10 protein-coding genes are annotated in these 11,387 nt (G+C 69.0%); 7 read left to right on the top strand and 3 right to left on the bottom strand.

The window, feature by feature from the left end; genetic code table 11:
- Positions 1 to 192: 192 nt before the first annotated feature.
- The 7 genes from AB2385_RS09045 to AB2385_RS09015 all read left to right on the top strand — a co-directional run bounded on the left by AB2385_RS09045 (position 193) and on the right by AB2385_RS09015 (position 7,255).
- Positions 193 to 1,236 carry a LytTR family transcriptional regulator DNA-binding domain-containing protein gene (locus AB2385_RS09045; RefSeq protein WP_367654640.1) on the top strand — a complete coding sequence of 348 codons (1,044 nt, stop codon included), beginning with the start codon at positions 193 to 195 and terminating at the stop codon, positions 1,234 to 1,236.
- 88 nt (positions 1,237 to 1,324) lie between these two features.
- Entirely contained in the window at positions 1,325 to 2,173 is an 849-nt protein-coding gene (gene ccmA, locus AB2385_RS09040) for a heme ABC exporter ATP-binding protein CcmA (RefSeq protein ID WP_367654639.1), read from the top strand.
- A complete protein-coding gene (locus AB2385_RS09035) occupies positions 2,170 to 2,871 on the top strand; it encodes an ABC transporter permease (RefSeq protein WP_367654638.1) in 702 nt (233 codons plus the stop codon). The genes ccmA and AB2385_RS09035 overlap by 4 nt, the downstream gene beginning before the upstream one ends.
- A 15-nt stretch (positions 2,872 to 2,886) precedes the next feature.
- Positions 2,887 to 4,050 (top strand): alpha/beta hydrolase, encoded by a 1,164-nt coding sequence (locus AB2385_RS09030; protein ID WP_367654637.1) that lies wholly within the window; start codon positions 2,887 to 2,889, stop codon positions 4,048 to 4,050.
- Between the two features lie 310 nt (positions 4,051 to 4,360).
- Positions 4,361 to 5,047, top strand: coding sequence for a YceI family protein (locus AB2385_RS09025; protein ID WP_367654636.1), 687 nt, complete (start codon positions 4,361 to 4,363; stop codon positions 5,045 to 5,047).
- Between the two features lie 154 nt (positions 5,048 to 5,201).
- Positions 5,202 to 6,545 (top strand): stalk domain-containing protein, encoded by a 1,344-nt coding sequence (locus tag AB2385_RS09020; protein ID WP_367654635.1) that lies wholly within the window; start codon positions 5,202 to 5,204, stop codon positions 6,543 to 6,545.
- 224 nt (positions 6,546 to 6,769) lie between these two features.
- Entirely contained in the window at positions 6,770 to 7,255 is a 486-nt protein-coding gene (locus AB2385_RS09015) for a phosphatidylglycerophosphatase A (RefSeq protein ID WP_367654634.1), read from the top strand.
- Here the strand turns inward: AB2385_RS09015 and AB2385_RS09010 are convergent.
- The 3 genes from AB2385_RS09010 to AB2385_RS09000 form a co-directional block, all read right to left on the bottom strand.
- Entirely contained in the window at positions 7,252 to 8,037 is a 786-nt protein-coding gene (locus AB2385_RS09010; RefSeq protein WP_367654633.1) for a sortase, read from the bottom strand. The genes AB2385_RS09015 and AB2385_RS09010 overlap by 4 nt on opposite strands.
- A gap of 382 nt (positions 8,038 to 8,419) precedes the next feature.
- On the bottom strand, positions 8,420 to 9,610 hold the full coding sequence (locus tag AB2385_RS09005; protein WP_367654632.1) for a hypothetical protein: 1,191 nt from the start codon (positions 9,608 to 9,610) through the stop codon (positions 8,420 to 8,422).
- 59 nt (positions 9,611 to 9,669) lie between these two features.
- Entirely contained in the window at positions 9,670 to 11,376 is a 1,707-nt protein-coding gene (locus AB2385_RS09000) for a hypothetical protein (protein ID WP_367654631.1), read from the bottom strand.
- Positions 11,377 to 11,387: the final 11 nt, after the last annotated feature.

Below are 11,387 nucleotides of genomic sequence, written 5' to 3'. Positions count from 1 at the left end.
TATTCAAATACGTGTAGACTGCCCCCTGACTGCAACAATCCGTACGGAGAGCACCAAAAGAGATATTCGGTGACCAGACACATGGCCCAAATGCACTAGGGTGTTGACGTGAGTAACCACCCCCCACCAGCATTGGCAGGAGACCCGCGTGGCCCTGCTGAATGGAGCAATGTGAAAAGTGGGGGTAGCCAGATGATTTGTGCTGAGAACCTTTCCGTAAGCCACAAGCTCACCGCGGTCACGCTTGCCGTTCAGCCCGGGGAGATTGTCGCGGTCGTGGGCAGCCGCAGCAGCGGCAAGACCACCCTGATCCGGGCCCTGGCCGGCCAGTGCCCTGTCGAGGCGGGGCGGGCCCTCATCGACGGCTGCCCGGCGGGCACGCCGCAGAGCCTGGCCCTGGTCGGGGTGGCCGGGGAGGCCTGGGGCCTGCTGGACCGGCTGACGGTGTGGGAGAACCTGAGCCTGTTCGCCCGCCTGTGGGGCGTCTCCCCGCAGCGACCGCTGGAGCTGCTGCGGCGGCTGGAGCTGACAGGCCGGCTCGAGAGCCGGGTGCAGCGCCTCACCCCGGGTGAGGCGGCGCGCCTCAGGCTGGCGCGCGCCCTGGTGCACGAGCCCCGCGCACTCCTGCTGGACGAGCCGGCCGGAGACATCGACAGCGAGAGTGCCAGCCTGATCGCATTCACCATCGCCGAGGAGGCGGAGGCGGGCAGGGCCGTGCTGGTGACGACCTTCGGCGACCCGCGCATCGTTCAGCTTGCCTCCCGCATCTGCTACCTCGAGGGCGGCCGCCTGCTGGAGCCGGACGAGGCGCAGGCCGCCAGGGCAGCGCCGGCCGCCGCACTGGCCGGTGCCTCCCGGCCTGAGCCGCCGCGCGCAGAGGCGGGGGGCGCAGCGCCGCCCCAGGGACCCACGCCCCATGTGGCCGCGCGCAAGGGCGACCGGATCCTGCTTTTCCGGCCCGAGGAGATCCGCTACGCCTACGCCCGGGACAAGGCCGTCTACATCGAGACTGCCGAGGGGACCTGTGGGGTGAGTTTCACCCTCGCAGAGCTGGAAGAGCGGCTGACCGCGTGCGGCTTCTTCCGGAGCCACAAAGCGTACCTGGTCAATCTTACGTACGTAAAGGAGATCGCTTCCTGGACGCGCGACTCCTACTCGCTGATCCTGAAGACCGGCGAGGAGGTGCCCCTCAGCAAGCACCGGGCGCAGGAGTTGAGGGTGCGGCTGAACTGGTAGCCAGTTGTCGCCCGTCATCCGCCAGTTGTCGGGCGAATGCGGAAACGCCCGCTCTGCCCGTGCGATGATCGGGGCGGAGGTGATGGGCGTGATCCGTCTGATTCAGGTGACGAAGCGGTACGGGACGACGACCGCGCTGGATGGGGTCGACTTGCACGTGGCACCCGGCGAGACCTTGGGACTGCTGGGGCCCAACGGGGCCGGCAAGACCACCACTCTCCGCCTGCTGGCCGGCATGGCCGCCCCCACCAGCGGGCGGGTGCAGGTCATGGGGGTCGACCCGTGGGAGCACCCTGAGCGGGTGCGGGCTCAGATCGGCGTCGTTCCCGACCAGGGCGGGCTGTTCGACCGCCTGACGGTGGGGGAGAACCTGCGGCTCTTTGCCGCCCTGCACGGCGTGAGGCCGGCGGAGGTCAAGGAGGCCTCGGCCGCCGCCGGGCTGGAGGGACTCGCCGGGCGGCCGGTGAGGGGCCTGTCCCGGGGCGAGCGCCAGCGGGTCGCGCTGGCCCGCGCCCTGCTGCACCAGCCGCGCCTGCTCGTCCTGGACGAGCCGACGGCGGGGCTCGACCCTGCGGCGACCCTGTCCTTCCACCAGCTACTCCGCGGCCTGAAGGCCCGGGGGCGGACCGTGGTGATCGCCAGCCACGACATGGCGGAGGTGGAGGCCCTGTGCGACCGGGTCGCGATCCTCGACCGGGGGCGGCTGGTCGCCTGCGATTCGCCCGCAGCCCTGAAGTCCCGCTACGGGCGGCGGACGGTGCGGGTGACCTTTGCCAGCGGCGCCGCCGCCGAGACGGCGGAGTGGCCGCTGGAGGATGCGGCCTGGGTGGAGGCGGTGACCCGGCGCCAGGCCGAGGGGTCGCTGCTGGCCGTGGATACCCACGAGGCCTCGCTGGCCGAGGTCTTCCTGCACACGACGGGGAGGGAACTCACGTGACCGTGTTCGCACTGGCCCGCGCACAGGTGCAAGATATCGTGCGCAACCCCATGCTGCTGTTCTTCTTCGCCACCGCGGTGGTCATGGGCGGCCTGCTCAAGGCGACGATGCCCGCGAGCGCCCGGGACATCATGGCGTCCGCGGTTTTTACGGCCACGACCTATTTCGTCGGCTGGAACATCCCCGCGTTCACGCTGGCCGAGGAGAAAGAGAAGCGGCAGCTGGAGGCGCTCTTCCTCACGCCGGTTCGCCCCTGGCAGGTCATCCTCGTGAAGGGCGTTCTCGGCCTTGTGGGAAGCCTGGTTTTCGGGGCGTTCATGTTCCTGATCCTGGACCAGGTTCCCCGGCGCTCCCTGCTCTGGTTGACGGCCTACACGGTGCTCTCGCTGTTCACGGTGGGGCTCGGCGTTCTGCTGGGTCTGCTGGTCCGGGACACGCGCAGCCTGGGACTGGGAGGCACCCCGGTGATCCTGCTTCTCATGACGGCCACCACGCTGCCCTGGGCGCTGGTGCAGCCCCGCGTGTGGGCGTTGCAGGCGTGGCTGCCCACGCGGCCGGCGGTGGAGCTGCTCACGGCGGGCCTCACGGGCGAGGCAGTGCCCGTCATGCGCAACCTGCTCGTCATGCTGGCCTACACCGCCCTCATGTGGCTGGTCAACGCCAGGCTGATCCGGCGGCTCTCCTTTGCCCGAAATTAGAGGAGGTGTCGAGCGATGCGTGTGCTTCTGGCCGCACTCCTTTCGCTGCTGATGCTGGTGGTTGGTGTCGGACCGGGACCCGGGAACGATGGGCAGGGGAGCGTGCCTGCCGACGGAGTCGGACCGGGCAGCGAACCCGGGGAAGGCACCCGCCGGCGCAGCCTGACCATCGCCCTGGATGAGACCTGGTTTTCGGCCGCAGAGCTCACGTACCCGGCCGCGGGCGAGGGCCCCTGGCCGACGGTGATCCTGTTCCACGGATCGGGCCCGGTGGACATGGACGCGATCCAGGTGGACACCTTCGGGCAGATCACCTCGGCCAACTTCAAGCTGCTGGCCGAGCGGCTGAGTGCCGAGGGCTTCGCCGTGCTCCGCTTCCACAAGCGCGGGGTGAAGAAGTATGGCGACTATGACCCCGAGCAGGCGGCCCGGGCGACCACCAACCAGCTCATCGCCGATGCCGCCCGGGTGATCGCGGCGGCCCGGGAGCAGCCGGAGGTGGACGGAGACCGCATCTACCTCTACGGGTGGAGCCAGGGCGCCCAGGTGGCCGCCCACGCCGCCCTGGCGGACGGGGCCGTGGCCGGCGTCATCCTGCAGGGACCGCCTGCGAGCGGCTGGTCCGAGATCCTGCGCTACCAGCACGTGACCCTGGGGCTGCGGGTGCTGCGGGAGGTGGACGCCGACGGCGACGGCAAGCTGTCGCTGGAGGAGTGGCTGACGGTGCCCACGGGTCCGGCGGCGCTGATGGGCAGCTTCTACGTTTGGGCGCCCGATTCGACCCCCTGGCTGCCGAAGATGCGCTCGGACACCGACCGGGACGGCGACGGGAAAATCGACCTGGAGGCCGAACTGCGCCCGGCCATTGAGGCGTTCCTGGCGAACCCCTCCGTGAACCCTATGATGAACCCCGCCGATGAGCCGGCCGCCTCCATCGCCGAGGTTGTGCGGCAACTGCGCCGGCCGGTGCTGGTCCTGCACGGTGAGGCGGACGGCTTCGTGCCGGTGAGCGACGGCGAGGCCATCGCCGCCGCGGCGCCCGACCACGTGACCTTCCGGCGATTCCCAGGCCTGGGCCACGCCCTGAGTCCGACGGCGGACCCCGCCCGGGACCTGTTCGGGCCGATGGATGAGGCCGCGGTCGATGCCCTGCTGACCTGGCTGCGGGCCCAGGACTGACGGCTCCCTGGCGGGAGCGTGAATGCGAAAGGCTGTCCCCGCAGAGCGGCGTGCTTTGGGGACAGCCTTCTTTCCTGTCGCCGGGTCGCTCGGCCCTGGCTCGGCGAGGTTCGCCTCCTCAGGGCCGCAGTGCCGGTGGGCGACGCTTGGCGCACATGGGGTGCCCGGCCTGGTGACGTACCTGACCCGAGGCCGCCCGCCATGACATACACAGCAAATCCTTATGCTATATTCAGGTTTCTTTCAGCTTTTTTGTCCAGAATAATCCCTAACAACAGGTCTTGGGGGGGTTCTTCTGAAGCGACACACCATGATCGTGGGTCTCGCCCTGGCAGCCCTGGTGGCGGCCGGATGCGCCCGGGGGCCGGCCGGGGGGACCGGCACGGAGGCGGCTGCTGTCAACCGGGATACCGTCACGGCGGCCCTGGAGACAAACGCCCAGGTGGTCAAGGTCGAGATCATGGCCAGGGGTGCCAAGTTTGACGTGGTGCGGGACCGGTCCGAGGCTTCCTATGCTGTTGGCGAAACCTTCCTCGGGCAGAAGCTGGACGTGGTTGCCGTGGGGAAGACCACAGCGCTGTCCGGGGCCATCGTGCTGGATGAGAAAGGGGTCATCCAGCCGTCCGTTGTCGAGGTGGACCTGACCACCCTGAAGAGCGACCAGTCCCGGCGGGACAACCGGGTGCAGCAGGTTCTGGACACCCGCAACCACCCCCGCGCCGTGTTCCAGATCACCGGGGCCGAGGGCGATCCGGTGCTGAAGGAGGGGGAGGATGTGCCCATCAAGCTGCAGGGAACCATGACCATCAAGGGCACGGACAGGCCCCTCACCTTTGACGGCACCGCCCGGCTGGAAGGCGATACGATCACCCTCTCGGCCACCGCCACCTTCAACATGACCGACTTCGGCGTGGACCCGCCCAACATCGCCAATTTCGTCGCCGTGGAGGAAGAGGTTACGGTCCAGGTGACCTTTGTCGGGCAGAAGCAGGGGTAGGGCACTTCCGCACCGGGCGGCTCCGATCCCGCAGCGAGCGGGTGGAGCCGCCCGGTGCTTGACTTCCGGGGTTTCGCACCTGTGCAAGGAGAAAAGCCGATGAAACGGGAGTGCGGTGTACTCCGTCAGTCACGGTGAAAAGGAGGTAAGCATGATGAAGCGTTGGAAGAAAACTGCTGCGCTCAGTGCCTTGCTCATGACCGTTGCCGCCGTCCCGGCCGCGGCCCGAGACCTCGACGAGCCCGTCACCGCGCAGCCAATCTCCGCCCCGGTGGATGTCGCACCGATCCTGGCGCCCGAGGAAATTGGCGCCTACATGCGCCTCATGGGCCCGGTGGAATGGGTCGACCTCGAAGGCGGCTACTGGGCCGTGGGTGGCATGCGGCTGATCGGCGATAACGAGCTGTTCAAACAGTACGAGGGCATGGAGGTCGTGGTGGAGGGCCGCGAGTTCACCGGCATCTCCTTCTACATGGTGCCGGCGATCGAAGTGATCCGCATCCGGCCCGCTGGCGAGGTGGAGGCCCTCTCCCCGCTGAGTTGGGACGTGCCGGCCAACGCCCCCCTGCCCCGGGAGATCTGGGTGAACGGCGCTCCCATTGCCACGAACCTGGGCAGCCCGGTGGTGGTTGACGGGATCCTGTTCGTTCCCCTGCGGGCCATCGCGGAGGCGGCCGGCGCCGAGGTCACCTGGGACGGCGCGCTCCGCCAGGTGCACGTGCGCCTGGGCGACCGGGCGGCGGTGTTCCGCATCGGCGGTCAGGAGGCCGAGCTGCGTCTTGACGGTCCGGAGTCCGCCGAGCCGAACCGCATCGCCCTGGCGAAGCCCGTCCAGATTATCGACGACCGGACCATGATCCCCGCCGACGCCATCAGCACCGTGCTCGGCCTCAGCCAGGTGCCGGCCGACGAGGGCGTGATGAGTCTGGTCCCGGCGTCGCAGCTCGTCCTGCCGGGCCCCGAGGCGATCCAGCAGGAGGGCCGGTACGTGGGGCGGATCAGCCAGGTCGAAGAGGGTCGCATCCTCCTGGAGGGTCCGCCCATGGCGAACGGCGAGCCTGAGCTGATCTGGCTCACCATCACCGACGAGACCAAGATCACCGTCGGCGACGCCGTCGGGACGGCCGCTGACCTGCAGGTGGGCGCCGAGATCGTGGTGGAGGTCAGCGGCCCGATCCTGGAGTCCTACCCCGCCCGGGCAGCTGCGGCCAGCATCATGGTCGTGCCGGCACCCAGGGCCGACGTCCTGACCGGGACTATCAAGGAGATCGCCGACGGGCGCATCCTGCTCGAGGGCGCGCCCATGGACAGCGGTGAGCCCTTCCTCGCCTGGCTGGCGATCGAGGAGAACACCAAGATCCTGGTGGGTGATGCCGAGGGCAGCGCATCCGACCTCAAGGTCGGCGCCCGGGTCGAGGTGGAAGTGACCGGCCCGATGCTGATGTCCTACCCGGCGCAGGGCGGCGCCGCCGTCATCCGGGTGCTGCCGGCCGAGTAGGCGGAGTCCGCTCGCACACCGCTTCCCAGGAACCGCAGGAGTGTCTGACGAGCCCTCTCCCATCAGGATGGAGAGGGCTCGTTGCGTGAGCTCTGTCCATGGGGCGGTCGGAACGACAACTCGGTCCTCAAACTCACCTTGTCCGAGGGCGGCGAACCTCACACACTCTGTCTGACGTCTCATATTAGATAGCCCAAGGTACGAACCAGAACAGGGGGTTCTAGATGTACAAGACGGTCGTCAAGATGCTGGCCGATCGGGGCGTCACCCTCAAGGAAATTGCCGAGGTCGTACTGGAGGTTCAGAGGGGCTACTACGACCAGCTGACGCTGGAGGAGTGTCTCGAAGGCGTCGAGGCTGTGGTGCGGAAGCGGGAGGTTCAGAACGCCATCCTCACCGGGGTCGCGCTGGATATGCTCGCCGAGCAGGGGAAACTGCCGGAGCCGCTCCAGTCCATCGTGGCGGGCGACGACTTCCTCTTCGGCGTCGACGAGATCCTGGCGCTTTCCATTACCAATGTATATGGCTCCATCGGCCTCACCAACTTCGGCTACCTCGACAAGACCAAGCCGCTCCTCATTGGCCGGCTTAACTCCAAGAAGAACGGTGCCTGTCATACGTTCATGGACGACCTGGTCGCGGCCATCGCCGCGGCGGCAGCCAGCCGCATCGCCCACGCCCGGCGGCCGGCGGAGGTCATCGAGGATTAGGCCTCCCGCTGAAGTCGGGCCTGGACGATGAGCCGCATCTCGTCGCTGCCGGGCGGGTCGCAGGTGGTGAGCGTCAGCGCCGGGTAGTCGGTGGGGGCGAGGACGGAGAGGTCGTACGGGTCGGTGACGAAGACCCGCTCCACCACGAAGGTGAGGCTGCGGTCATCGTAGCGGATGTGGATGCGGTCGCCGGGTTCCAGTTCGTTCAGGCGGTAGAAGTAGGCGGGGCGCCCCCGGATGGTGCGGTGACCGGCCAGCGCCGCGTTGCCCACCTCGCCGGGGAGCACCGTCTGCGGGTAGTGGCCGGGGCCTGCGTCCAGAACCGGGTTGTCGACCCCCTCGCCGACGCGGTAGGAAATCTCCAACCTGGGAATGCTGATCCAATAGGCGGGCGCCGCTTCCCCCGGGCCCTCGCCTCCGTCACGCGGTGCCGCACCACCATCACTGTGGCCGCCTCCGTTCCCGGCCGGGTTCGTAACGGCGTCGCTTTCCCCGGGCCTGCTGCTGGCCGGTTCCCCGCCACCGTTCCCGGGGTCCCGCATCGAGCCGCCGGGTGGGGCTGCGGACGGACCACCGGCATTTCCCCCTGCTGCGGCCGCGGCCTCCCCCGGCACCAGCATCACCGGTGACGGGGCAGACGCCTGCGCCATCAGGCGGCGATAGGCGATCTCCTCGCGGGCCCAGCGGGCGGCCGGGACTGCGAGCAGCGCGGCCCCGAGGAGCAGCAACAGGCCGCCGATCCGGGACTGCAGGGAAGCGTGCCGTTGGCTTCGCCCGTTCACGGTGATCCCTCCCTGGTGTGCGCCACGGTATGTGCTGTTCGGGAGGAGGCGCCGCCGCCGAGGTCGAACGCGATACCGGTAAAACATTTACGCCAGGGGAGAATGGAAATGGCCCAGGTCCAGCGCCTGTTCGCCGTCGTTGTCTTGGTGGTGTTGGCCCTGACCGCCGTCAAGTGGGTGGTCATGTGGCGCAGGGTGAACGCCACGGTGGCCGCCGCACTGGAGGAGGCCCGGCGGCGACCCACCAGCCCGGCGCCCGACTGTCGCGCGGGTGGCCCGGAGGCCACGGGGACTGGCGGGGCGGAGCCCCGGGAGGAAAGCTCCCGGGAGGCAGAGGGAGAATCCCGTGGGGCAGAGCCCGCCGGTGCGGGACTCCCTCAGGTTACTGGCCGTCCTCCTCGCCGGTCATCCACCGCTGGATGTCGGCCAGCGCCACCGGCTTGATCTTAAGGTCCAGGTCCTTGCCGACCACGACTCGGGCGCGTTCGGGAACGGCGAAGAGGATGAAGGTCCTGTCGCCGACCGTTACCTGGCGGAACGACTCCAACTGATCCGGCGTGAGGCTGATCTGAATATTGCCGGCCTGCATTTTCAAGCGGGTCGGCTTTTCGCTTTCACCGCCGCCGAAGAGGGAGGTGTAGGACGGGCGGTAGGACAGGTCGCCGAACGCCGCCCTCCAGCGGGCCTGGAGATTCGCACGGTCGACGCCGTGGCCCACCGCCTTTTCCATGCTGCGGGCCACCGACTCCGCACTGAGCCCGTCCGCAGCTTCGTCCAGCAGGTCGGTGCCCATGCGGCGGAAAAGGTCGTGGGGCACCTCGCCCGCGGCGTTTTCCTCTGTGATCATCCTGAGCAGCGCCTGGCCCTCCTGCCGGGGGCTCAGGCGGCGAGTGGCCTCCAGTGCCCTGAACCAGGCCGCCGCCCCGCTGCCGGCGTAGATCATCAGGTCGGCCATCTCCCGCCCGTCGTCGTCGAGGCAAGGGAAGAAAACGGCCCGTGAGACCGCCCCCCGCTTGACCACGTTGTTCAGCACCTGAGTGATGAAGCGGCCGGTCTGCTCGTCGAAAAGGGATTCCTCCCGGTCGTCGAGGTCGAGGACTGTGGCGAAGCTGAACCGAACGGGGGCGGCCCCCAGTTCGGGAGCCGCCTGGAAGCGGAGGATCGCGAGCAGGTGGTTACGGATGGCCCCCGCCGCCATCACCTTGTAGGCCAGCACGTTGCCCAGCTCGACCAGCGTCGCCGGCTCGATCTCCTCCATATCGCGGATGCTCTCCAGCACCTCGACGGCCGGTCGGTTCTTGAGGCGGTCGAACTCGGCCGAGGCCACCTTGTCGACCGGCAGCACCTCGCCCGTGTACATGCAGGGGAAGTTGACCTCGCCCAAGGTCCCCTCGATGGCCTGGTAGAGGTGCTGGGTGAGGAGAGCCCGGAGGTGGGGCTCCACGTCTTCCCATGCGTAGGCGTCCGCGTGGGCCAGGACCTTGCGGTCTTCCTCCCGCTTGATGTGTCCGAGATAGGCGTGGGTAATGCGGATGGTGCCCTCCCGCGCCACCAGCTGTAGCTTCTGGAGCAAGTCACGCGCCCCCAAACCGGTGTAGTGTGGGCCGCAGTGCAGGCGGCAGTGCTATCGTATCATGCCTGCCGCATTCTGCCCATCCGCCGCAGCTGCCAGCCGGTGAGCAGCAGCACCACGCCCGCGGCGAAGTAGCCCACGTGGGGCGGCGTGGCCAGGCCGTCGCCGGTGCAGGCCAGGGTGAAGTCGGGTGCCCGTGTCACCTGCCCGGGACTCACGACCACCCGCTGGGAGACCTCCCGGTCCCCGGGGTTCTGCAGCGTCAGCGTCCAGGCCCCCGGGGCCAGCCCGTTCAGCTCGTAGTCGAGCCACACGCCGATGCGGCCGGTGGCGGCCACCACCGTCGCGACGGTCTCGTCGGCTTCGTTGACCGCCCAGATACGGGCTGCGCCCGTGCGCGGTGCACAGATGCGCCCCGCGATGGACCCGGGGGTGAGGTCGGCCTGCGGGGCCGGATCCTCCCAGGCCAGCCGGATGGTGACGGTCTGATCCGGTGCCTCGGGGGTCAGCTCCACCGTCACCGAGCCGCTGCGGCGCTCGCTGGTCCTGCCCGAGGGATCCGTGGCCTCGGCATACACGGTGTAGGTCCCGAGGGGCAGGTTGGCCAGGTACAGCTCACCGTTTTCGCCGGTGTAGCCGCCCCAGCTCTCCACATGGACCAGCGCACCGGCCATCGGCAGGGGCCCGTCCGGGTTGCGCGGGCTCGCGTCCAGGACGCGGACCGTGAGGCTCCCGTTCTGCTCCGAGAGGACAGGCCCTTCCTCGTCGATCAGTTCGGACACGTCAGGCGGCGGGACGGGCGGCTCCGGCGGCCAGGTGAGCACGATGGTGATGTGGCCGACCGGTTCCTCGGCGGTGATCTCCGCGGCGCCGGTGCCGGTCAGCGGGTCGGTGCCGCGCACCGGGTGGGCGGCCGTGGCCATGGCTGTGTAGAGGCCGAAGGGAAGCCCGTCGAAGACCACCTGGCCGGTCGAGTCGGTGGAGCCGGAGAGGGCCCCCAGCGTCACGGCCGCACCGGGCAGAGGCCGGAGGGAGCCGTCGCCGAAGGCGTCACCCAGGACGTGGACCACCACCCGGCCTGAAGCGGGAATGGCGGGTCCGCCGGGGTCAGTGGCGGGCGGCTGACGCGGTGGGGTGCGGGGACGGTCGTCCGTACCGCCGCCACCCGGGTCGCCGCCGCCGGGATTGCCGGCGCTTTCGGCCACCAGCGAGAGGAGGATGGTGCCCTGGCTGCCCTGGTATTCGTTCGGTGCGGCCGGATCCCACCAGTATTTCACGGTAAGGGTGACCTGTTCACCCGGGGCCAGGTTGGAAACGGTGCGGGTCTTTCCGTCCGAAACGTAGGTGTTGCCCTGGTCGTCCGTGACCGCCAGTTGGAGGGGGGAGGGGCCGGAAAACAGCTTGCCGCTGGTGAGGCCTCGGAACTTCAGCCGGACGGAGCGAGCCCCCTCGTTCCTCACGGTGTACGAGCCCACATGACCGGCGTCCCCCGGCGCCAGTCTCTGCAGGTCAGGGCACTCCACCGGCATGGCGTAGACCGTCTCCGCCGACAGTGTCGGGATCGAGAGGCGGTACGCGGTGTCGCTGCAGTTGGGACCGCCGAGCCGTTCGAACGCGAGGGCGGCGGATTCCACGTTCAGATTCCAGGCGGCGTACTGATGCGGCTCCTGGGCCAGCGCCGGAACGGAGGCAACTACCAGTCCGGCAAGGGAAAGCAGGGTGCCCAGCGCCGACTGGAGTTGGCGTCTGAGGCGTCGCCCTATCACCTCTACCCCTC

Source organism: Symbiobacterium sp., from assembly GCF_040797425.1.
In the GTDB taxonomy this organism is placed as follows: Bacteria; Bacillota; Sulfobacillia; order Symbiobacteriales; family Symbiobacteriaceae; genus Symbiobacterium.
The sequence above is the reverse complement of the archived record's forward strand: the minus strand, read 5'-3'. Positions and strand labels throughout refer to the sequence as shown.

Excerpts from the sequence above, each read along its gene's own strand:
- AB2385_RS09045 (WP_367654640.1), top strand. The coding sequence starts at position 193 with ATGATTTGTGCTGAGAACCTTTCCGTAAGCCACAAGCTCACCGCGGTC.
- AB2385_RS09030 (WP_367654637.1), top strand. The coding sequence starts at position 2,887 with ATGCGTGTGCTTCTGGCCGCACTCCTTTCGCTGCTGATGCTGGTGGTT.
- AB2385_RS09025 (WP_367654636.1), top strand. The coding sequence starts at position 4,361 with ATGATCGTGGGTCTCGCCCTGGCAGCCCTGGTGGCGGCCGGATGCGCC.
- AB2385_RS09020 (WP_367654635.1), top strand. The coding sequence starts at position 5,202 with ATGAAGCGTTGGAAGAAAACTGCTGCGCTCAGTGCCTTGCTCATGACC.
- AB2385_RS09015 (WP_367654634.1), top strand. The coding sequence starts at position 6,770 with ATGTACAAGACGGTCGTCAAGATGCTGGCCGATCGGGGCGTCACCCTC.